The organism is Caulobacter sp. ALps2 (assembly GCF_058681635.1).
In genome coordinates this window covers 1,429,646-1,450,923 of record NZ_CM178743.1, presented here as the reverse complement: position 1 = coordinate 1,450,923, position 21,278 = coordinate 1,429,646, and the positions used below count along the sequence as shown (strand labels likewise).

Annotated in this window: 23 protein-coding genes and 1 pseudogene; 12 read left to right on the top strand and 12 right to left on the bottom strand. The window is 65.4% G+C overall.

The window, feature by feature from the left end:
* Both ACW173_RS06795 and ACW173_RS06790 read left to right on the top strand, forming a co-directional pair.
* Positions 1-2,304: a CHASE2 domain-containing protein gene (locus ACW173_RS06795; protein ID WP_492084094.1), complete on the top strand. Its 2,304-nt coding sequence runs from the start codon at positions 1-3 to the stop codon at positions 2,302-2,304.
* A 13-nt stretch (positions 2,305-2,317) separates the two neighbouring features.
* Positions 2,318-2,710 (top strand): response regulator, encoded by a 393-nt coding sequence (locus ACW173_RS06790; protein WP_492084093.1) that lies wholly within the window; start codon positions 2,318-2,320, stop codon positions 2,708-2,710.
* A gap of 21 nt (positions 2,711-2,731) precedes the next feature.
* On the opposite strand, the gene traA is transcribed toward ACW173_RS06790, so the two are convergent.
* Positions 2,732-5,590 (bottom strand): Ti-type conjugative transfer relaxase TraA, encoded by a 2,859-nt coding sequence (traA, locus tag ACW173_RS06785; RefSeq protein ID WP_492084092.1) that lies wholly within the window; start codon positions 5,588-5,590, stop codon positions 2,732-2,734.
* A gap of 172 nt (positions 5,591-5,762) precedes the next feature.
* On the opposite strand from traA, the gene ACW173_RS06780 reads away from it, so the two are divergent.
* Together ACW173_RS06780 and ACW173_RS06775 are read left to right on the top strand one after the other, a co-directional pair.
* Entirely contained in the window at positions 5,763-6,029 is a 267-nt protein-coding gene (locus ACW173_RS06780) for a conjugal transfer protein TraD (protein ID WP_492084091.1), read from the top strand.
* A 76-nt stretch (positions 6,030-6,105) separates the two neighbouring features.
* Positions 6,106-6,333 (top strand): conjugal transfer protein TraD, encoded by a 228-nt coding sequence (locus tag ACW173_RS06775; RefSeq protein WP_492084090.1) that lies wholly within the window; start codon positions 6,106-6,108, stop codon positions 6,331-6,333.
* Between the two features lie 7 nt (positions 6,334-6,340).
* Here the strand turns inward: ACW173_RS06775 and ACW173_RS06770 are convergent, their stop codons facing one another.
* Positions 6,341-6,769 (bottom strand): helix-turn-helix domain-containing protein, encoded by a 429-nt coding sequence (locus ACW173_RS06770; RefSeq protein WP_492084089.1) that lies wholly within the window; start codon positions 6,767-6,769, stop codon positions 6,341-6,343.
* Positions 6,770-6,925: 156 nt separating this feature from the next.
* On the opposite strand from ACW173_RS06770, the gene ACW173_RS06765 reads away from it, so the two are divergent.
* Positions 6,926-7,174 (top strand): DUF7662 domain-containing protein, encoded by a 249-nt coding sequence (locus ACW173_RS06765; RefSeq protein WP_492084088.1) that lies wholly within the window; start codon positions 6,926-6,928, stop codon positions 7,172-7,174.
* A gap of 290 nt (positions 7,175-7,464) precedes the next feature.
* On the opposite strand, the gene ACW173_RS06760 is transcribed toward ACW173_RS06765, so the two are convergent.
* From ACW173_RS06760 to ACW173_RS06745, 4 genes are all read right to left on the bottom strand, one after another.
* Positions 7,465-7,959 (bottom strand): hypothetical protein, encoded by a 495-nt coding sequence (locus ACW173_RS06760; protein ID WP_492084087.1) that lies wholly within the window; start codon positions 7,957-7,959, stop codon positions 7,465-7,467.
* On the bottom strand, positions 7,952-8,290 hold the full coding sequence (locus ACW173_RS06755) for a sigma factor-like helix-turn-helix DNA-binding protein (RefSeq protein ID WP_492084086.1): 339 nt from the start codon (positions 8,288-8,290) through the stop codon (positions 7,952-7,954). Before ACW173_RS06755 ends, ACW173_RS06760 begins: the two co-directional genes overlap by 8 nt.
* Positions 8,290-8,649 carry a HEPN domain-containing protein gene (locus tag ACW173_RS06750; protein ID WP_492084085.1) on the bottom strand — a complete coding sequence of 120 codons (360 nt, stop codon included), beginning with the start codon at positions 8,647-8,649 and terminating at the stop codon, positions 8,290-8,292. The genes ACW173_RS06755 and ACW173_RS06750 overlap by 1 nt, the downstream gene beginning before the upstream one ends.
* A 95-nt stretch (positions 8,650-8,744) precedes the next feature.
* Positions 8,745-9,152, bottom strand: coding sequence for a hypothetical protein (locus ACW173_RS06745; RefSeq protein ID WP_492084084.1), 408 nt, complete (start codon positions 9,150-9,152; stop codon positions 8,745-8,747).
* A 48-nt stretch (positions 9,153-9,200) separates the two neighbouring features.
* Between ACW173_RS06745 and ACW173_RS06740 the strand changes: the two genes are divergently transcribed.
* Together ACW173_RS06740 and ACW173_RS06735 are read left to right on the top strand one after the other, a co-directional pair.
* Entirely contained in the window at positions 9,201-9,521 is a 321-nt protein-coding gene (locus ACW173_RS06740; protein WP_492084083.1) for a YlcI/YnfO family protein, read from the top strand.
* Positions 9,522-9,723: 202 nt separating this feature from the next.
* Positions 9,724-9,936 carry a helix-turn-helix transcriptional regulator gene (locus tag ACW173_RS06735; RefSeq protein WP_492084082.1) on the top strand — a complete coding sequence of 71 codons (213 nt, stop codon included), beginning with the start codon at positions 9,724-9,726 and terminating at the stop codon, positions 9,934-9,936.
* Between the two features lie 119 nt (positions 9,937-10,055).
* Here ACW173_RS06735 and fixJ read toward each other — a convergent pair whose 3' ends face one another.
* Positions 10,056-10,688, bottom strand: a complete 633-nt coding sequence (gene fixJ / locus ACW173_RS06730; protein ID WP_492084081.1) for a response regulator FixJ — start codon at positions 10,686-10,688, stop codon at positions 10,056-10,058.
* Positions 10,678-12,174 (bottom strand): PAS domain-containing sensor histidine kinase, encoded by a 1,497-nt coding sequence (locus ACW173_RS06725; protein ID WP_492084080.1) that lies wholly within the window; start codon positions 12,172-12,174, stop codon positions 10,678-10,680. The genes fixJ and ACW173_RS06725 overlap by 11 nt, the downstream gene beginning before the upstream one ends.
* 127 nt (positions 12,175-12,301) lie before the next feature.
* Here ACW173_RS06725 and ACW173_RS06720 point away from each other — a divergent pair, with 127 nt between their 5' ends.
* Positions 12,302-12,991, top strand: a complete 690-nt coding sequence (locus tag ACW173_RS06720; protein ID WP_492084079.1) for an alternative oxidase — start codon at positions 12,302-12,304, stop codon at positions 12,989-12,991.
* Positions 12,992-13,064: 73 nt separating this feature from the next.
* Positions 13,065-13,520, top strand: coding sequence for a response regulator transcription factor (locus ACW173_RS06715; RefSeq protein WP_492084078.1), 456 nt, complete (start codon positions 13,065-13,067; stop codon positions 13,518-13,520).
* A 160-nt stretch (positions 13,521-13,680) separates the two neighbouring features.
* Here ACW173_RS06715 and ACW173_RS06710 read toward each other — a convergent pair whose 3' ends face one another.
* Positions 13,681-14,127 carry a YybH family protein gene (locus ACW173_RS06710; RefSeq protein WP_492084077.1) on the bottom strand — a complete coding sequence of 149 codons (447 nt, stop codon included), beginning with the start codon at positions 14,125-14,127 and terminating at the stop codon, positions 13,681-13,683.
* A gap of 851 nt (positions 14,128-14,978) precedes the next feature.
* Here ACW173_RS06710 and ACW173_RS06705 point away from each other — a divergent pair.
* Both ACW173_RS06705 and ACW173_RS06700 read left to right on the top strand, forming a co-directional pair.
* A complete protein-coding gene (locus tag ACW173_RS06705; protein ID WP_198576810.1) occupies positions 14,979-15,947 on the top strand; it encodes an alpha/beta hydrolase family protein in 969 nt (322 codons plus the stop codon).
* Positions 15,948-16,090: 143 nt separating this feature from the next.
* Positions 16,091-17,056 carry an AraC family transcriptional regulator gene (locus ACW173_RS06700; protein WP_492084076.1) on the top strand — a complete coding sequence of 322 codons (966 nt, stop codon included), beginning with the start codon at positions 16,091-16,093 and terminating at the stop codon, positions 17,054-17,056.
* Between the two features lie 326 nt (positions 17,057-17,382).
* On the opposite strand, the gene ACW173_RS06695 is transcribed toward ACW173_RS06700, so the two are convergent.
* The 3 genes and pseudogenes from ACW173_RS06695 to ACW173_RS06685 all read right to left on the bottom strand — a co-directional run bounded on the left by ACW173_RS06695 (position 17,383) and on the right by ACW173_RS06685 (position 19,660).
* The gene (locus tag ACW173_RS06695; RefSeq protein ID WP_492080530.1) at positions 17,383-18,456 is read right to left on the bottom strand and encodes an IS3 family transposase; all 1,074 of its coding nucleotides are present in this window, start codon (positions 18,454-18,456) and stop codon (positions 17,383-17,385) included.
* A pseudogene (locus ACW173_RS06690) lies at positions 18,423-18,575 on the bottom strand (transposase); the annotation flags it as partial. The gene ACW173_RS06695 and the pseudogene ACW173_RS06690, both read right to left, overlap by 34 nt.
* A gap of 56 nt (positions 18,576-18,631) precedes the next feature.
* Positions 18,632-19,660 (bottom strand): tyrosine-type recombinase/integrase, encoded by a 1,029-nt coding sequence (locus tag ACW173_RS06685; RefSeq protein WP_492084075.1) that lies wholly within the window; start codon positions 19,658-19,660, stop codon positions 18,632-18,634.
* A 415-nt stretch (positions 19,661-20,075) separates the two neighbouring features.
* Between ACW173_RS06685 and ACW173_RS06680 the strand changes: the two genes are divergently transcribed.
* On the top strand, positions 20,076-21,263 hold the full coding sequence (locus tag ACW173_RS06680; protein ID WP_492084074.1) for a carbohydrate porin: 1,188 nt from the start codon (positions 20,076-20,078) through the stop codon (positions 21,261-21,263).
* Positions 21,264-21,278: the final 15 nt, after the last annotated feature.

Below are 21,278 nucleotides of genomic sequence, written 5' to 3'. Positions count from 1 at the left end.
TTGATCGAGATTAAAACGATCCTTGGCACGCGTCTGCGGTCGGCCATTGGCGTGGCGCTGGTTACGGCGTGCGCGGCGCTTGCCGCTCAGGTCGGGGCCCTGCATCCGCTGGACGACGCTCTTTCGCAGTGGCGCTTCCAGTTGCTCAAGCGGCCGCCCAGCGCCACGCTGACCGTCGTCGAAATCGACGCCGAGAGCCTGCGCGCCGCCGGAACCTGGCCCTGGGGCCGGGACCGGTTCGCGCGGGTAATCGACAATCTGAACGGCGCCGGCGCCAAGGTGGTCGGACTCGACGTCGATTTCAGCGCCCGCTCTTCGACCGCCGCCGACGAGGCGCTTGCCGCGACCGTTCGGCGCTGGCCCGGCCAGGTCATCATGCCCACCTTCGTCCAGGCCGGGCGCGGCCCCGATGGCCGCACCATCAGCACCCGCCCGTTAGACGCCCTGACCGAGGATGTCGTGCTGGCCAGCGTCAACGTTCCGATCGACGCCGATGGGCGTGTGCGGCGCTATAAGCTGGGATTTGACACCCCCGCCGGCCCGCGTCCCTCGATGGCGGCAACGCTGCTGGGCCGCTCTCCGGACTCGGGCGAATTCCTGATCGACTACGGCTTCAACGCCAACGCCGTGCCCAGGCTCAGTTTCAAGGACGTCTACGCCGGCAAGTTCGATCCGAATTTGGTCCGTGGCCGCAACGTCCTAATCGGCTCGACGGCCATCGAACTGGGCGACCAGTTCGCTACGCCTAAGGGCGGGATCATGCAGGGCGTGTATGTCCACGCCCTGGCTTATGAAAGCCTTCTCGTTGGCCGCGCACTACAGGCGCCGGGCCTGCTACTGCTGGTCATCTGCGCGGCCCTGGTGGCGTTCTTCTTGCGCCCTAGAGACAGCGCGAACTATGGCGCGGCGCTACGCCGCCATCTGTTTGTGGCCGGGGCGGTAATCATTCTGCCCGCGGTGCTCCAGGCGTGGACCCCGGTTTCCTTCAGCCCCGGCGTCCTGATCCTGACCCAGGTTTTGAGCCTGGCCTGGCTGGTGCGCGCTGAACTCAAGCGCCGCGCCGAAGCGGTGGTGCAGGCGCGCGAAGCTCATCTGCGACAGCTGGCTGATCACATGCGCGAAAGCCGCGATAGCATCCAGGCCGCCCACGACGAACTGGCCGTTGCTAACGTCGCGCTGGACAACGCGCTCAAGGCGCGCACCGACTTTCTGGCTATGACCAGCCACGAGATCCGCACGCCGCTCAACGGTGTTATGGGCATGACACAGGTGGTCCTGGCCGATCCGACCCTGCCTGCCGAGGTTCGCGAAAAGATCCGTCTGGTCCACGCTAGCGGTGAGACCATGCTGGCCCTGGTGGAGGACCTGCTGGACGTCGCCAAGATGGAGAGCGGGACCATCGACATCGAGAAGGCGCCGATGGACCTGGGCCGCCTGTTCGACGAGACGCTTGCAGTCTGGACCGACAAGGCCCTGGAGAAGGGCCTGCGCCTGACCGGGGACCGCGCCCAAGCGCCGGCCCTGATCGACGAGGACGCCGGCCGCCTTCGCCAGATCCTGTTCAACTTGCTGGCCAACGCCATTAAATTCACTGACGCGGGTGAGATCTCGCTGACCAGCGCTGTCGAGCGATCGGAGTCCGGCCACGCTCTGGTGTTCACCGTCGCCGACACCGGCATCGGCATCGCGCTGGAACACTTCGAGCGGATCTTCGAACCCTTCACCCAGGTCGACGCCAGCACGACGCGTAAGTACGGTGGCACGGGGTTGGGCCTGCCGATCTGCCGTCGACTGGCCACTGCGATGGGCGGCACTTTGCAGGTCGAAAGCGAGTTGGGCGTCGGCTCTCGCTTTATTGTCCGGCTGCCTCTGACCGAAATCGTGGTGGCCGACGGAGGGACGGCCACGGCGCTGCAGGACGCCACCGTGCTGCTCGTCGAGGCCAACCCCTTGGCGCGAGGCGTCCTGAAGGCCGCGCTCTCGGCCCAGGTTGCCCACCTCGAGATCGTCGCGACGCTTGGAGAGGCCCGCCAAGTCATCGCCGGCCGCGCCTGTGATCTGGTGCTCCTCGAAGGCAAGACCCTTTCCGAGGCCCAGCGCGAGGCCGCTGAGGTGTTGGCGGATTTCGCCGGCGAGGCGGGAGCGGCACGGATCGCCGTGCTGTGGGCCGGTGAAGCTGAGGAGGCGGGATCACTGCGAGCCGTCGGCGCGGATCTCGTCGTCCAAAAGCCGATCGCGGCGGGTGAATTGCCCGATCGCCTGCGGGAATTGTTCGCGGCCGATGTCGTCGCCGACGCAGCTTAAAGGAAAGTCTAAGATGCGTGTGCTCTTCGTGGACGACAACGCGATGAACCGGCTAGTCGTGAAGAGCATGCTGTCGGCCGCAGAGGTCGAGATGGTCGAAGCCGAGACCGCTGAAGTCGGCCTGGCGTTAATCGAGGCCCAGCCCTTTGACATCGTCCTGATGGATTTCCGTATGCCCGGCATGGATGGCTTAACGGCCATCCGCGCAATCCGGGCGCGATCGGACGCCAAGGCGCATCTGCCCATCCTGATGGTCACGGCTGATAATGGGCTTGATCTACGCGCGCGAGCCCTGGCAGCGGGAGCGGACGACCTCTTGCGCAAGCCCGTCCAGATGCAACCTCTTTTCGATTCAATCGCGATGGCGATGGCGAAGGGTTCGCGCGGTGAGGAATTGGTTATCTAGCGCCTCAGCCGAGGTTTGGTCTTAAAGACCGAGTCCGCGGCCTCTTCCCAAACCGAGATATTGCGACAACCCCTCACCAACGCCGCGGCCCAGCTCGGCTGGAAGGCCCAACTCAACGCGCCGCGTTCGAAGCAGCGACTCCATCTGTGGGTCCCGCTCCAGGCTCTTGGCCATAGCGCCCATGCGATCCTTGATCTGACGGGCGCCCGTCATGTCGCCTTCGAAGTGCAGTGCTGATCGCTGACGCTCCAGACTCTGCCAACGCTCGACGAATCGATCTGCCCGCAAACGTGGATCGGCCCGAATCTCGGCCTCAAGCTGAAGAACTCGGATCGCCCGCTGTGTCCGCCCGGAAGCGATCTCGCCGGCCAGACCAGGCTCTCGCATGTAGGCCCGCTCCAGATCCTTGGCGGCGTGAAGGCCGACCTCGCCCATAGCCTCGCGGGCATCCACCAGCGCCTGCCGCTGGGGCGCCGGCACCGGCAAGCCGCGGTCGTTCATCCGCAAGACGTCGGCCGCGGCGCGGGCGTGACGCTCGATCGTGCTTTGCTGGTCGAACTGGCCGATCTCCCGCGCCAGCGTCACCGGCTGACGCGGCGGGCTGATCGGCTTGAAGCCTTCGAACATCCCGTGCTCGCGTTGCGGCGGTTCTTTCGGCCGCATCGACGCCGGCACATGGATGTCGCGCCGCTCCGCAAAATCGCTGGCCATGTCCTTGGCCCGCTCGCGCGACAAGGCGCGGGTCAGCTTGCCGAGATCCTCGAACTCGTCGCGGCCGTAGTGGAGCTGCACGCTGTCGCGGTGACGCGAGAGGGCGACATAGGCGCCGTGACGATCCATCCCCGGCGTCGCGAGCACATGCGCGCGATCGACGGTGACGCCCTGGCTCTTGTGGATGGTGGCGGCATAGCCGTGATCGACCTGGGCGTAGTCCTTCAGGTCGAAGACGACCGATCGCCCCGCGTCGAGGCGCACGGTCATCTGGCCGGCCGATACCCCCTCGATCTCTCCGAGCATGCCGTTCTTCACCCCTAGCCCGCGATCGTTCTTCAGGAACATCAGTCGATCGCCCGTCGCGAACGACCGCTCGCCGCGCTCGGCCTTCACCGTCACGTCCTCGCCCAAGGCGCCGGCCTCACGCAGCCGCTCGCGAGCCGTCAGATTGAGCTCGCGTACCTCGTCGTTGGTGTGGGTGAGGATGATCCGGGTCTTGTCCGGCTCGGCCATGCGCTCGCGGTCCCAGCGCTCGACCAGGTCCTCGCGCGCCTGGTCGCGGGTCTTGGCGGCATGGACCATGCCTCGCGCGTCGTAGGCGCCCAGCGCCTCACCCGTGCGACCGGTCGCCAGATGTCGGGTGGCGTCGCGCTGCCATTCCTCATGCTGCCGGCGAACCTGGGTGATCTCGACGTGGGAATGACGCTCGGCGATCGACCGAAAGGCCGCGCCGGCCTCGATGGCCTGGAGCTGCTCCGGATCGCCGACCAACACCACCTTGGCCCCGGCCCTCTCGGCCGCTGACAACAACCGCTCCATCTGCCGCGAGCCGATCATGCCGGCCTCGTCGATCACCAGCACATCGCGAGCGTCAAGCAACTCGCGGTCTTTCGCCCACTGGTGTTCAAGGCTGGCGATGGTGCGCGAGGCAATGCCGGAACCGCCCTCCAGATTCTCGGCGGCAATGCCCGACAGGGCTAGACCCTGGACGCGAAAGCCGGCGCCTTCCCAAGCCTCGCGGGCGACGCCCAGAAGCGCCGACTTGCCCGTGCCCGCATAGCCGACAACGACGCCAAGATCCCGGCCCTCGGTGACATGCTCGAACGCCGCTTTCTGCTCGCCCGAAAGAACGAGACCGCGCTGCGCGGCGCGCGCCAGGGCGCGCCGTTTCTGCGACGCGCTGACGTCGTGCGTTTGACGCTCCGCCATCACTTCGCTCGCCCGATGCAGCCGACCCTCGACGGCAATCATGTCGCGGCTGGTGAAGCGGTCCTCGCCGCGTCCGTCCTGCCCCAGCGCCACCAACTCGGGCGAGGTTCGCACCGCGCTCATGGCCCGGTCGAACTGATCCTTGCCGTCCGATTGGCGGTGAATGAACTTCGCCAGATCCTGCTGCGTGAACGTCGCCTGCTGGTAGGTGATGGCGTCCAGGGCGATCCGTGGATCGGCGATGATCTTTTCGCCGTTCTCGCGAGCGATGCGGTGATGATCTTCGAGCCGCTCGGTCTCGACACCCTCGCCGGCCATGCGCCCGGCGGCCGGACCGATCTTGTGCTGCGGCTCAAGGTCGATGCCCTGGGCTTCCAGGCTGCGATGATCGATCCGCGCGTCGATGTCGAGCTGGGCGAGCCGCTCGTTGACGTGATCGGCCCAGGCCTCGCGCCAGTGCTCGACCAGCTCGGTGCGGTTCCAGTCGCGCACCTTGGCGCCGAAGCCCTCCTCGCCGACCTCGCGCATACTGAGCATGACGTGGGCGTGGGGCTTGGCCAGGCCGTCCGGACCGATGTCCCAATGCACATTGAGATCGGCGACCATGCCATGATCGACCATCTCGCGCTGGACGAAGTCGCGGGTCAGTTCGATGCCCTGTGCCTGGTCCATCTCGCGGGGAATGGCGAACTCGACCTCGCGGGAGAGCTGGGCGTCCTTGCGCTTTTCGCCGGCCTCGACGGCGTTCCACAGCATGGCCCGGTCGGAGAGCTGCTCGGGCGCGCCGTCCGGCAGCATGATCTCGGAGTGGGCGACGCCGGACTTGTTGGTGAAGTCGTGATCGCGATCCAGTCGCTCATCGTGCAGCCGGCTAGCGGAGCGATAGGCAGCCGAGGCCACGGCGCTGGCGCCGGTGGCGCGGCTGATGACTTTGACGCTGAAGTGGTAGATCGCCATGGCGACAGACCACCTACGCCCTCAAGCGCACGTCGGCACGACGTATAAGCGCGCCCTCCCAAGAAAGAATCTCGGGAGGGACCGGGGCGTCTCAGTGTGTTCCGGCGACCTTACAGCATTCCCGGCTCGACTTCTTTACGATCAGCGCATCATCGTAACCTGGAGACTTGGGATGCGCAAACCACGTGACTTCGACGCCGAACTGAAGAGCCTCGAAGACAAGGCCAAGACCCTGAAGGATCGCAAGGTCAGACAGCTTGGCGAGCTGGTCATCGCCACCGGCGCCGACGCCCTCGACATCGACACCCTGGCCGGCGGACTGCTGGATCTCGCCGACGCCGGGAACGCCGCGCGCAAGGAGGGTTGGAGGAAGCGCGGCGCTGGGTTCTTTCGCGGCGGGTCGAGCGCCCCTGCGTCTCGCGCTGGCGGCGACCAATGACGCCGAGCGCCGAGCGAAAGCGGCGCGCTATCGCCTGGAAGCCCAGCGGTCCAGGCGCGATACGCGGGCGTGGGTGGTGAGGCGGCGCGAGCGTACCCGCCATCTGATCGAGCTTGGCGGCCTGGTCCAGAAGTCTGGCCTCGTCGAACTCACCCGCGATGATCGCGCCGCGCTCTACGGGGCCTTCACCTTCCTGGCGACCATGTTGAAGGCCGACGACGCCGAGCACACCCTGGCGCTCTGGCGGCGCGGTGGAAAGCGGGCGTTCGAGGCCGAAGCACGCTCTTCGCCAGAGATCCGTTGAGAGATCGTCAGGCCTTGTCGGCGCTCTCGTCGTCGGCCATGGCGCGTACGAGATCGAGGACCTGCCGACGGACGCGGCCCCGGCCGATCTTCGGGAACATCTCAGCCAACTCCAGGCCTTCGGGTGTGTTGAGGAACTCCGTGACGACGCGCTCGGCAGCGGCGCCGACTTCGTCGACTTCGTCGGTCATCGGGTCAGCCAGGCCGTCGAAGAAGAACGACACCGGTACCTGAAGCGTCTTGGCGATCTCGTAGAGCTTGCTAGCGCTGACGCGGTTGGCGCCGCGCTCGTATTTCTGCACCTGCTGGAAGGTTAGCTTCAGCGCATCGGCCAGCGTCTCCTGGCTGACGCCCAGCATCTTGCGGCGCATGCGCACGCGGCCCCCGACGTGGATATCGACGATATTGGGCGTGCGGGCTTCAGGGCTATCGGTCACGAAAGTCTCCATGGCCGGATCGCTGCCAACGCCGCCGATCCGGGAAAACGCTTGCGGCGCACAAACTCCCCGAAGCGTGGCTTTTCAAGGTCGTTCTCCATTCGCGCTAGTCGCGTGTGGATTCGACGTGTCCGGATCAATCGGCGATGCTGGGGGATGTCCAAGTACGATCCCCTGTCGGGCCATCTGCGTCGCCAGCGTCAAGACGAACTCGAACTGACCTTCACCGAGATCGAGCGCATCCTCGGCGCCATGCTTCCCAAGGGCGCGGCCCGTCAACAGTGGTGGGCGAACACTACCGACCCTCACACGAGCCATGTACAGCGCAAGTCCTGGGGAGGCGCCGGCTATGAAGCCTTTCTCATCGCCGGCAAGGAGCGTGTCCGCTTCAAACGCGTGCGCTGACGAGGCGGCTTGGCTGGGCCTGCCCGGCTGGTCACTGGGTTTGCTGCCGTCGCCGACACTCGCTCGGAGACAAGACGCCCTGGATCGCTTGGTGGAACAAGGGCCGGACGGGCTGGCGCGCGTCAAGGGGACGCCCTGCGGGCGTCTCGCGGAGCGACGGCGAAGCCGCCCTTGACCCGCACCATCCCGCCCGGCAGAGGCTCTCCAAGCGCTCCAGGGCGAGCACCGACCTTTCAGGTCCTGGCTCCCGCAGGTTGGGGTGGGCAAGACGGCTGCCGGAGGGGGCGGGGTTAGCGTTGGCAAACGAGCGCCCCGCAGTATGGGCAGCGCGCGGTGCGCAGCTCCTCCATCGTCGCCTTGAAGAGGTCGTAGCCGTCGCCCTGCTGATGGACCATGACCCGCAGCGCCACCTCCAGCTTGGCGACGACCCCGTGCATGTCGCTGGCGCGCACCGCAGGAAGAGCCTCTAGCCACGTTGCCCTCTGCTCGAACAGCGGCTCCAGCTGTTTGTCGATGGTGTCCATCTCCTGCGTCGGCGACAGCGCCACCCGTTCGTCGGGCGTCATCCGCTCCCAGCGCTTCTCCCGCACAAGGATGCTCTCCAAGTCCGACCAGCGCAGGCCTAGGCGGTCAATCTCCGCGTCAAGCGCCATCCACTCGGCGCAGCGCGCCGCGGCCGGGTCCGGTACTGCGCCGCCGCCCGCGCCCGCAACCACCGGCGCAACGCTGGCGGCGCCGATCACGACACGCCGCGATAGGGCGAATGGTCCCTTGTCGTCAGACATTGGGAGGCTCCGCTTTGGAAAGTTTGATTGGAGGCCGGACGCGCTCGATCAGGTCGACCGTGCGCGAGATCTCAAAGAGCGCGTCGGCCAAGTTCGTCTGGACGTCGGCAACGGAGAGACCGAGGTGACGGGCGATCAGTGCGTAGTCGAGCGCCTTGATGTGGTTGAGCAGGAAAACATCTCGTGTCTCGCGGCGAAGCCGAAAGACTGCATAGGACATGACCTGTTGGGTGTTATGCGGATCGAAGGACCGGCCACGCCAGAGGCCAGGATGTCGCCAGCGCCACCACTGGCTGACGACAATCGGCCACGGCAGAGCAAGGCGTGCCATCACGATTCCCCGTCTCGACCGGCATCCGCCCCAGCGCTCTCAACGACGGCGTCGATGAGCGCGCGGACAGTCGTGCAGGCCTCCACCCAGCAGACCGACCCGATGGTCTCTGCCGGCATCCCTGAGATGGCGTGGACCCTGTAGTACGGGCTCAGGAGCGCCGCCAACTCAGGGAGCTTGGCGGGACCGTCGGTAAAGCCAGCGCGGCGCGCGAACCGGAGCGCTTTGACGAGATCGTGCCGGAGATAGACCCGGTTCCAGTCATCGGTGATCCCTCGGTCCAGCAAGTACGCCTTCAGCGCTAGCTCGATGGCGATGGCCAGGAAGTAGCGGGCGCCCTCGGGGTGTCGTGTCAGCACCGCCTCTGCCCCTTGTTGAAACCCAGCGGCGTTGCGGCGGAACGTCGCCGCCAAAGAGCGGTCGATGTCGCCGCGTCGCCGGGGAACGCGGCGAGTCACTTTTCACCGGCGAAAATGGCAAGTTCACGGACGGCGCGGGCGATCAGGCCATGCGCCTCGGAGTGGTCCTCCACGAAGATCAGGCGCGCCGCTACCGAAAGGTTGGCGATAACGGCCTCGACGCTTTTCGCTGGCGTCGGTCGCATAGCTTTGAGGAGAGCGTGTCCCTCGACCTCCAGCACATCGAGCCGCGCGTCAATCTCGGCGAGCCTGGCGCCTTCGGGGATTTCGGCCTGCTGGGCGGGCGTGAGTTTGTACCAACTGCGGTGCGTGATCAGCCAGCCTTCCAGCGTGCCCCACTCAAGTTGGAAGTGGCGCTGTTCACCATCGACAGCGAGCCATCGACGACAGACTTCGATGGATGGATCTGCCGAAGCTCGAACTTGACCTGGGCTGGGCGCCAACGGTGCCGCCGTTACTCCTGCGAGCATGCTTCGGCGAGAGAACTTGGTATGCCCTCTTTCGCCAAACTGATCAGTTCGAGAACACCGAACGTGCATCGTTGCCTCCATAACCGATATCGCTTATACATAAGCGATATCGGTTATGTCAATTTTCCGACGATGGCTGTTGTGATTGGGTTGGAAGGCTCTGCGTCACCCGATAGGCATGAGCCTATGGGACGCCCCGCGCTTGGATTGAAGCAGACGACAGTGAGGTTGCCGGTGGAAACCGTGCGCCGCATCGAGACGCTGCTGGGCCCTCACCAACTTGCTGCCTTCATTCGCGAAGCCGTCGAGAACGAACTGCGGCGGCGCGAGGGGCGCAGCTAGTCCGACGCCCAGGACGAAATTAGTGGCGCCAGAGTGCAGCCAACGTCACGGAGGTCCGATCTCACCTTCGCTAGAGGTGCCTAGGGCCTGTCTTTGTTTCCCAGAGTACGATCTCGCCCCGCGAGGCCTTGCCGCCAGCGGCGAGCAATCCAATTCTGCCCCATCGAATGCCTTCAGATCCCAGTCTGTGGAGCTTGAAACGATGGCCGATCCCGACCGCATTGTCCGCCTCAAGACCGTGCTCGCACGCACGGGCCTGAGCCGCTCGACCCTCTATCGGAAGATCGGGGAGGGAACCTTTCCTCGCCAAATCCCAATCAGTGTCCACGGCGCGGGATGGCACGAGTCCGCGATCAATCGGTGGATCGCGGATCCTGGCGGCTACCGTCCAGAACCAGGCGAGCACTCTTCATGACTCTTCGCTGACCTTGGGAAGGTCCGCTTGGTGGAAGGCCGGGATGAGGTGACCGGCGCCGTCCCGGCAGCGGTTGAACCTGGCGCCGAGCCGCCGAAATCGCCCGCACCAAAAGGCCGCTAACGGTTTATTCCGGCCAGCAGAGCCTTGCGCACCATCTCCGACAGGCTCTTGGCCTGCAGCTTGGTCATGACGTTGGCGCGGTAGATCTCGACCGTGCGAGGGCTGATGCCGAGGTCGATCGCTATGGTTTTGTTGGCGTGGCCTTCGACCAGGCCGTTCAGCACGTCGCGCTCGCGAGGCGACAGCGAGGCGATCATCCGTTGGGCTTCGTGGGTCGCCTGGTCGGCTTCGTGGCGCGCGTGGCCAGCTTCGAGGGCCGTGCTTAGCGCCGCGAGCAGCACCTCGTCGTCGAACGGCTTCTCGATGAAGTCCGAGACGCCCGCCTTCATCGCCTCAATGGCCAGGGCGACGTCGGCGTGGCCGGTCATCACGATCACCGGATCGTCCCAGCCCTGGCCGCGCAGTCGCCGCACCAGTTCCAGCCCGTTGATCTCAGGCATCCGCACGTCGGTCAGCAGGCAGCCCGAGCCCGCCGGTGGCAGTTCGTCCAGGAACGCCTGGGCCGACTCGAACAGCCGGTAGGCGATGCGGTTGACCTGAAGCAGGAACCCCAGGGAATCCCGCATGGCGGCGTCGTCGTCGACGACGTGCACGACTCCATTGCTATGCGCGCCCCTGCTATGCGCCATGATCCGCTTCCGCCGTCTTGAGAGTGAATTTGAAGGTCGCGCCGCCGCCGGGCGTGTCCTCGGCCCACAGATGGCCGCCGTGGGCTTCGATAATGGTCCGCGAGATCGACAGGCCTACGCCCATGCCGGTGCGCTTGGTTGTCATGAAGGGCGCGAAGAGCTGGTCGCGGATCTCCGGCGCGATACCGGGGCCTGTGTCGCTGACGCTAACCAGCGCGTCCTCGCCCGAGCGGCCGATCGAGACGGTCAATTGCCGGCGTTCGCAGCCCTCTAGGGCGTCCAGGGCGTTGCGCACCAAGTTCACAACCACCTGCTGCACCTGCACCCGGTCGACCAGTACATCCTCGTCGGCGCCGTAGTCGAAGCGGACATCCACCCCGATCTGTCGCGCCCCGACCAAAGCGAGGGCGGCGGCCTCCTCGACCAGGCGCTGCAAGCTCTCGACCGCGCGCTCGGTCTCGCCACGGGCCACGAAGTCGCGCAGGCGGCGGATGATGTCCCCAGCCCTCAGAGCCTGATCATTGGCCCGACCTAGTGCGTCGCGCAACAACTCTCGATCCAGATCTTCGTTGTCGGCGAGACGCCGCGCGCCCTTCAGATAGTTGGCGATAGCCGAAAGTGGTTGATTGATCTCGTGAGCCAGGGCCGAGGCCATCTCGCCCATTGAGGTCAGGCGCGCAATGTGGACCAGTTCGCCCTGTAGCTCTTGAAGACGCGCCTGGGTGCGCTGGGTCTCGGTCAGGTCGCGGACGAAGCCGGTGAACAGCCTTCCGCTCGTCGTCTGGATCTCGCCCACGGCCAGCTCCATCGGAAAGGTCGAACCATCCTTGCGCTCGCCGATGACCACTCGGCCCAGGCCGATGATCCGGCGCTCGCCGGTCTGATAGTAACGCGCCAGGTAGCCGTCGTGCGCCGACCTGTAAGGCTCGGGCATCAAGAGGCTGACATTGCTGCCCAGCACCTCTTCCGGTGTCCAGCCGAACAGTCGCTGGGCTGTGGCGCTGAAGGCGCGCATCAGACCCTTCTCGTCGATCAGCACCATGGCTTCGGGAACGGTGTCTAGGATCGAGGCCAGGTGTGCTTCGCGCATCCGCAAGTCCTCGGTGACAGCCGCTGCGCGCCGCCGCTCGCGGAAGAACCGCTCCCCGCCGATGCTGATGCTGAGCCCGACGACGGCATAGAGCGCCGCCCCGACATAGTCGCCGGTCTCGAGCGGCCGCCTGAACGCGGTCAGAACCACGAACAGCAGGGTCGTGACCAAGATCGCAGCCAATCCGCCCCTCAGCCCACGCAGGGCTGCCGCCGCGACGATGGCCGGGAAGAAGAAAAGATAGAGACCGCGCTCGCTCAGCACCGGCTCGAAGGCCATGCGCAAGCACAGGCCTGCGCCAGCGATGCCCAACACAAGGGCGATCGTCAGGATCGTCTCCCGCTGGTCAGTGGCCAGCAGGCGTTCGTCCGGCAGTGTCATGGAGGTCCGAAGCATGGGTGCGACGCAAACCCTAGGGGATTTTCCCTAGGGATCGACCAGAATTTTCCGGTCCACGGTCGAAGCGTAGAACCCTCCTCGAGACGGCGACACGAGGTCGCCAGCACAAAGAGGGGTTAAGGCCATGACCGGTCCCGCCATCGATCTCAGCATTCACCACAAGCCGGCGGGCGTGTCGGACACCGTCGCCTTCGGCTTCGTCAAGGCGCTGCGCTTCTGCGCAGACACCTTCTTCGCCAAGCGCTACGGCCACCGCGCCGTCGTGCTTGAGACCGTCGCCGCCGTGCCCGGCATGGTCGGCGCCACGCTGAACCACCTGAAGTGCCTACGCCGCATGGAAAGCGACAAGGGCTGGATCAAGACCCTGATGGACGAAGCCGAGAACGAGCGCATGCACCTGATGACGTTCATCGAGGTGGCCAAGCCGACCCTGTTCGAGCGTTTCGTCGTCGTGGCCGCCCAGTGGGTGTTCTACCTGTTCTTCTTCGGCCTCTATCTGGTCAGCTCCAAGACCGCTCACCGCGTGGTCGGCTATTTCGAGGAAGAAGCGGTGATCAGCTACACTCACTACCTCGCCGAGATCGACGAGGGCCGCAGCGCCGATGTGCCGGCCCCGCAGATCGCGCTCGACTACTGGAACCTGCCCGCCGACGCCACGCTTCGCGACGTCGTCGAGGTGGTCCGGGCGGACGAAGCGCACCACCGCGACGTCAACCACGGCTTCGCCAACGAGCTAGCTGGCATGCCGGCGGGCGAGATCGCCCCGTGCCCCCCGCACGTGGTCCTCGAGCCCAACTGGAAGACGGCCGCCTGAGGCCTCTTCCAAACGCCGACCAACGGCCGGACCCCCGCGGGTCCGGTCTTCTTTTCCCGGAGCGGCCGCGGCCATGACGGCGCAATTCCGACCCTTGGTCCTCGTGCTCGAACGCGATCCAGCGGTGGCGGCCTCTTTGGTCTTCGCCCTCCGGCTGGAAGGGTTCGACGTCGAGGTTCACGCCGCGCCCGAGGCGATCGAACAGGCCATTTGCACGCAGCCAGCTTGCCTGTTCGTCGACGCCGACCATCCGGCTGTCTCGCCAGCCGACCTGCTGTCGCGCGCCCGAGCCAGGGGCTTCACGGGTCCAGCGATCTTCACCGCCACCCACCCGACTCGCCGCCTCGGCGCCGACATCCGCGCCAGCGGCGCGCATCTGCTAGAGAAGCCTTGGAGTGGTGACGGCGTCGTCGCCGAAGTACGGAACGCGATCACCCGCCGGCAAACGGAACCGGTCGGCGCGAACGGTTCAGCGACCCATGCGTCGGAGCTGAGCGTCGCATTCCCGCTACCGCGCCAACTGCAGTAACTGGCGCGACCTAGCCTGCCATTTCGGACGCCTGGATCGGCAGGGTTGGGGCGCCGCCTGCATGGTCGCGGCGCGCGCTTGCCGGATTCCGGTGCCTTGCTAGAGTCGGTTATTGGCGCGACCTCACCAGCGGTGGCAGCAGGTATCGTCAGCACCGGGGCTATCTCGCAGGCGACTCCTTGGTCAGCTGACCGGCGGCAATTTTCCATTCGCCGGCCCTGTCCGCCGAGGCCACCAGGATCAGGGCTCGCTGAAGGCCCGGGACAGGCTGGCCGTTCATGAGAAAGTCCATGTGAAAGAATACGGTCGCGACGTCTGGACGAACGAGATGGGCCTCAGGCTTGTCCTTCAAAACGATCGTCGTCTTGGCCGCCCAGCCGCCGACGTGGACCTTGGCGAACTCCGAGACAATAGCCGCGCGGCCCTCGGTGCGTTCCTCGGCGACCGGCACCCAGACGGCGTCCTGCGTGTACAGCGCCTCGAAGGCCTTGGGATCGTGCGCGTTCCAGGCGGCGACGAACCGGTCGGCCAGGGTTTCGGGCCCGGCGGCGCGCGCCAGGGTTGGGACGAGCAGCAGGGCGGCGGTCAGGGCGGCGGTGCGACGCATGGCTTACTCCCTTGGATCCAGCGCATAGAACACCAAGTCCACGACACTGCACACCACCACTTCCACTCTGGAGCGCCATGGATGTCAGTCGCTGGCGCTGAGCGCGGCCAAAGCAAAGGTGTGCCGGGAATCCCTTCGACCTTTGTGCGAACGTTCAGTTTCCGCGAGGCGTGCCGACCGTCAGCTCATGGCGCGTCGTCGCCGTAGAGGCTCCCCATCGTCGCCCCAAATGGGGCATCATCCGATCGGGTTTCTCATGACCGTCGCTCTTCGGCGAAGTTCCGCGGCGACTTCACGCGCTAGCTCGGGTCCACCTTCGAATGTGTCAGCCCCTTTTTCGCACTCTGCCGCTATTCGGTCGAAGTGGTCCGGTGCCGACGGAGCCATCTCCTCAAGGATTTCCCTGATGACGAAGGCCGCATCCGAGGAGAGGTGAAACGGTAAGTCAGCATTGATGGGGTGGGTCATAGCTACCGAACGTGCTGCCTCGCCTAACAGAGAAAACCCTGTCATTTGCGGTTCAAGAGATGGCGCCGCGCCCCGAGCAGATGGTCAACTTAGCCGTTCGGTCGCTGCGGCTGTCCCCTGGCGCGAAACGTCCAGTTTCTGGCCGGATGCCAACGGCAGAAAATGGCGCGACGCGGCCGGCGGCGCGGACTTTCGATCGGGAGGGCGGGGAGTCCTCAAACCGTGCACGCCGACACTGCTAAGTCCAATAACGAGTTGGCGCGGTCCGCTAGTCGAATGGCGCGCTTGGTGAATGTTCAAATTCTCCGCTGCCCTAACTTCCCCTCATCGGCGCCGGCGATCTCCATGATTGCCGAGGCGCTCTAATCCTGGAGAAGGCAGCCATGAACAACCTCATTAAGGACGCACGTCACATCCCGGTCGACGACACCGGGACCACGGTGTCGTTCAGCCCGATTACCCTGGACGCGCCCGGCCGGGGCCTGCCGCTCGAGCTGCGGATCACCGGCCCCGTTTCGGGCGACGCCCTGCCCATCGTGCTGCTCTCGCACGGCCATGGCCCTTCGAACTACATCCCCTCGAAGGATGGCTACGGCCCGCTGGTCAACTTCTACGCCGAGCGCGGCTTTGTCGTGATCCAGCCCACCCACCTGAACTCCAAGGTTGCCGGCCTTCCGGCCGGCGCCGCGGGCGGGCCGCTGTTCTGGCGCTCGCGAGTCGAGGACATGAGCCTGATCCTGGACCGCCTGGACAAGATCGAGGCGCTGGCGCCGGCCTTCAAGGGGCGGCTGGATCGCGCCAAGGTCGCGGTTGTCGGCCATTCTATGGGCGGACAGACCGCCGGCATGCTGCTGGGAGCCCGGCTCACCGATCCGACGGACCCGGAGGCCCAGGACGTCAACCTGCTGGAGGCGCGTATTAAGGTTGGCGTACTGCTCACCGCGCCTGGCAATGGTGGCGACAGCCTGAGCGAGATGGCGCGCACCAACTACGGCTTCTTCAATCCCGACTTTTCCCACATGACCACCAGGAACCTGGTCGTCGTCGGCAGTGACGACGCCTCGGCCCACCTTACGGTCCGGGGGCCGGCTTGGCATGCCGACCCCTACTACGGCAGCCCTGGTGCCGAGGCGCTGATGACAGTCCTCGGTGCCAAGCACGGCCTGGGCGGCATTTCCGGCTACGACGCCAGGGAGACCGACGACGAGGATCCCGACCGCCTGGAGGTCGTCCTGCGCATGACATGGGCCTATCTACGCTCGGCCTTCGATGGCGACGACCGCGCCTGGGCGGCCGCGCGCGACGCGTTGCACAGCCAAGCCTCTTCCCAAGCGCGAGTCGACCTGCGCTAGCGAAGCCGTGCGTTCCTGGCCATTCTCGCGTGGATGGCCAGGACCGGCGCAAGCGCGGAAAAGGAGCTACGCACATGACGTCGCCAGTGATGGACAGAGGCCGGTTTCCGCCGACGCTTTGGCGAGCGGTGCGGAGCGCGGGTTTGGAACCGCCCAAGATCCTGCGCGCGGCAGGGCTTCCATCGACCCTGCACCTCGACGCCGCCGCGACCCTCTCGACAGCACAACTGTTCGCGATCTGGAGGGCGCTCGAGACCATTGCGGACGATCCCGCCGTCGCGCTGCGGCTGCTTGACGGCGCCGATCGCTGCGGACACCAGCCCGCCTTCATTTCTGCGCTCTACGCGTCCGACTTTCGGGACGCCATCCAGCGTATCGAGCGCTTCAAGCGGATGGGCGCCTGCGAGGTGTTCAGGACCGAGGAGGCGAATGGGCGCTGGACGATCATCAAGGAATGGCCGTTCGCCACGGAGGCAGAACCGGCGGTCTCCGTCGATCTGAGCTTCATGTTCCTACTGGAGCTGGGTCGACGAGGAACCGGCAGGCGAATTTCACCGGCGCGAATTGAATGCCAGCGAGATGGCCCGGCGAACCGCGAACTCGAGGATTACTACGGCGCGCCCTTGGTGTTCGCGGCCCCGCGAAACGCGATGATCTTTCATGCCGAAGATCTGGCCGCGCCGTTCCCCGGACACAGTCCCGAGTTTCTCGATCTCGTCACGCCGGGTCTCGCAGCCGCCTTCGCGGAGATTCATGAGGGCCACACGATCGCCGACCGCGTGAAGTCGGTTCTCAAGCGCTCGCTTGCCAGCGGCCGTCCTGAGGTTGCGCACGTCGCGCGAGATTTAGGGATGAGCGAACGCACGCTGCAAAGACGGATAACCGATGAGGCCACGACATTTAGAGCGCTGCTCTCGGATGCGCGACGCGAGCTAAGTCAACAGCTGCTCGCCGATCCCGCCATTCACATCGACGAGGTGACTTACCTGCTCGGGTATCAGGACACCACGTCGTTCTATCGGGCTTTCAAGGACTGGGCGGGCGTTTCGCCGGGCGAGTGGCGTTCAGGACTTGGAACGGAATCCCAGACCTCCGAGGTGCTGCACTGAACGTCCGTTTGCTGGAGGGGAGCCAACGTCTGGTTATGGCGCGTCCCGGTCACTGGTGATGGCCGCGCCGGCCACGCCGGAAGGCCCGATCGCAATCTTAATTTGCCTAAGTAGAGAGGTGGAGCGTCGCGAAGAGAGCTAGGTGCCTCGCTCGTATCTGTTCGCTCGCGAACCATTAAGGTTCAGGCACCATGGAGATAGTCGGCCCAAGCGCTCATCAGCTTGCGCCTTTTGTCGAAGAAATCGGTCCGGCGATAGGCGGCTTCGACCCGATCTGGCACTTTGTGTGCGAGCGCTTTATCGGCCACTGACGTGACCCCCATTTCTCATCCAGCCATAACGAGAGTCCTGGGTTGATTTGAGCCTTGGTGTTGGTGGGTGGCAAGAGGCCGGCGCGCGGAGCTATCAGCCTGCGCAGCGTGCCGGCCGGTCTCTCCGCAGAAGGCGCTGGCGTACTCCCTGGGCGTCATCCAGCCGAGCTTGGAGTGCGGCCGGCGCTCGTTGTAGTCGCGCCGCCAGGTCTCCAGTACGGCGCGGGCGTGCGGCAAGGACCGGAACAGGGTCTCGTTCAGCAGTTCGTCGCGTAGCCGGCCGTTGAAGCTTTCGTTGTAGCCGTTCTGCTGGGGCTTGCCCGGTGCGATGTAATGCCAGCCCACGCCGCTGTCGTCGGTCCAGGCCAGGATGGCGTTGGAGGTGTATTCGGTCCCATTATCGCTGACGATTGTGTCGGGCCGCCGCCCGCGCTGGGCGATGATGGCATCGAGCTCGCGCGCCACTCGCCGGCCTGACAGCGAGGTGTCGGCCACCAGGGCCAGACACTCGCGCGTGCAGTTGTCGATCACCGTCAGGATCCGGAAGCGGCGGCCGTCGGTCATCTGGTCGGAGACGAAGTCCAGGCTCCAGCGCTGGTTGGGCGTCAGCGGGACCTCCAGAGGCCGCCGCGTGCCGATCGCCCGCTTGCGCCCGCCGCGCCGGCGCACGGTCAGCTTCTCCTCGCGATAGAGCCGCTGGATCCGCTTCTTGTTGACGACATGGCCCTCGCGTTTGAGCAGCACGTGCAGCCGGCGATAGCCGAACCGGCGGCGTTCCTGGGCCAGGGCCTTCAGCCGCTCGCGCAGCACGCCGTCGTCGGTCCGCGTGGCCGCGTAGCGCACGCTCGTCCGATCCACGCCCAGAACCCGGCACGCCCGCCGCTCGCTCATCTCGTAGGCCGACCCCAGATAGGCGGCGGCCTCCCGATGCGCGGCGGGCGTCACCACTTTTTTCCCAGCAGATCCTTCAGCGCGACGTTGTCGAGCATCGCCTCGGCCAGCATCCGCTTGAGCTTGGCGTTCTCGTCTTCCAGCGCCTTGAGCCGCCGCGCCTCCGACACGTCCAGCCCGCCATACTTGGCCTTCCACTTGTAGAAGGTCGGCGAGCTGAGCCCATGCTTGCGGCACAGGTCCGCCACCGGCACGCCCGCCTCCTGCTCGCGCAGGATTCCGATGATCTGTTCTTCCGTGAACCGTGATCGCTTCATTCGTCCGTCCCTTTCCTGGGGCGGACTCTAGTTATTTCTGGAGGAGTTTCAGGGGGTCACGTCACCACCTCCTTGGGAAAGTCTGTCTGCTCTGACGACCAATCGGTGAAAGCACTTCGAAACCCGTGAACGGTCACGTCATCGATCTTCATGTCGCGAAGAACCTTCGACATTGTCATGTCGCTGATCGGTTTCACGCCATTGGAGGAAAACAGAAGCTCATCGGTCTCAACGCGATTTTCGTACATGCGCCGTAAGAGGGCGATGGCTGGCCCTGGAAGAGGAATGGCATGTGCCACTCGCATCTTCATGCGTTCGGCGGGAATGGACCAAATTCCTTTATCAAGATCGAACTCGCTCCAGACGGCCATTCTTGTCTCGTTTGAACGGGTCGCCGTGTAGATGGTCAGCCGCAACGCGTCGCGGCCGAGCGATGGTGGCAATGAGGTGATCGCCTGCATAAACGCCGGCACGTCGGCGTATGCCATCGCAGCATAGTGTCCGCTGACCTTGGCTTGGCGTGGCAGGCCCTTCCGAACGGAGCGCAGGGACACCTCTTTGCTGATCCAGCCTTTGATGTGCGCGAAATCCAGGACGGCGTTGATACGCTGAAGCACCTTGTTCGCGGTGTCCGGCACGGTCAGCCAGATCGGCTCGAGTACGTCCCGGACTGCGAGCGCATCGACTTTGTCGACGGCGCGAGAACCGATCATAGGAAAGACGTGGCGCTCAAAGCTCGAGATCCAGATCTTCGTACGACTATCTTTCCACCCCGCCTTCAGCGTCTCGTAACAGGCTCGCGCCGCTGCCTCAAAAGACGGTGTAACTTGACGAGCGGCGCGTCGTTCTGCCGAAGGGTCAATCCCGCTGCGAACTTTGCGCCGCATGTCAGAGGCGGCAATCCTCGCGTCGAGGAGCGACACGTCACGTACTGAGCCCAGGCCCAGATCACGCCTCACGCCTTGGAATTGGATGCGGAGGATCCACGACCGAGAACCACTCGGCTGGACCTCCAAGTACAACCCGCGGCCGTCGCTGTGACGTCCCGCCGTCGCGTGCTTCACCTTCAACGCCGTGAGCGCCAAGTTAGAACTCCCTAAAATCGGAGCGCTAAATTTCCCCACATCAACCCCACACTTTTCGGCGGGATTGTGCGGAACAGAATGAGAATACCTGAAACATTGCGCTGTCGCAAGGTATTGAATTATCGATAGAATCGGACGTCCTGGGACGGGGTGGTTATAAGTCCTCAAGATCCTCGGCTCCACCAAGGACCTTCCAGACCCGCGCAACTGAACGTTTCGCCCGGCGCGAGCTCGGTCTCGCACGTTCATGCCCTTTCCTCGCGCGTCAGCGTCATCTCGTCGCGGGGCCATGAATTTCCCGGCGCGAGGTCTGAACTGCGACGACGCGCCACAGTCCTGATTTACCGGATGGCGCCGCGCCGTGCGCGAGGTTCGCGCCTTGCCTGACCGAATGTCGGGTCAGCGGGGGGCTAGAATGCGCCAATCCAAGTCTAATGGGGCCAAGGCCGGCCGGATCGCGGCGGGATCCTTCTTGATCACCGCGGCGCTGCTGGCGACCGACGCCCACGCGGAGCCGGCCTTGACGCTGGGCGGCAGCTATACGGCCGACGTGACCGGCACGGTCAGCGGCGGCCTGGCCAAGCGCGGCCGCGTGCTGGATGATCTCCAGATCTCCGCCGATCTTGACCTGGACAAGGCCTTCGGCTGGAAGGGCGCCGCCGTCCACGCCCTGCTGCTCAACAACAGCGGCGCCATGCCCAACGAAGACGCCGGCTCGCTGCAGGGCGTCGACAACATCGAGGTCAGCCGCCAACGGACCCGTCTGTTCGAAGCCTGGATCGAACAGGGATTCGCCGACAAGGGTTCTGTCCGCGCGGGCCTCTACGATCTCAACAGCGAGTTCTATTCCAACGACAGCGCCGGGATGCTGCTGGCCCCGGCGTTTGGCATCGGCTCGGAACTGGCGGCCACGGGGCCGAACGGTCCCTCGATCTTCCCCTCCACCGCCCTGGCCATTCGCGCCCGCTGGACGCCGAATGAACACGCCTACGCGCAAGCCGCCGTGCTGAACGCCAAGGCCGGGGTGCTGGGCGATCCCGGCGGTGTCCAGACCTCGTTCGACAACGGCGTGCTGATCATCGCCGAGGCCGGCTGGCATGGCCGCGGCAAGGTGGCCGTCGGGACCTGGCGCTACAGCGACAAGCAGGACGACATCCGCGTCGTCACCAGCGCCGGCGATCCAGCGCATGTCACGGCCAACGGGGCCTATGTCCTGCTGGAGCGCCGACTGACCGCCGAGGGCGATGACGCTGTCCGCGAGACCACCGCCTTCGCGCGCCTGGGCGTTTCGGACGGCGACACCACCGCCTTCAAGGGCGGCTGGCAGGCCGGCGTGCTGGTCGAGCATGTCTTCGAGAGCCGCCCCGACAGCGCCTTCTCGGTCGGCGTCAACCAGGCGTTCCTGTCGCGCAAGTTCCGCGACAACGCCTTCGACGCGGGCCAGCGCCTCCAGCGCTCGGAGAGCGCGATCGAGGTGACCTATTCGGATAAGATCGGGCCGGTGACGATCCAGCCCGACCTGCAATATGTGAAGGACCCCGGGGCCGGCGGCGGCGTCGGCCATGCCCTGGTGGCGATCCTGCGGGTGGGCGTGGAGTTCTAGAACTCCACGCCGCCA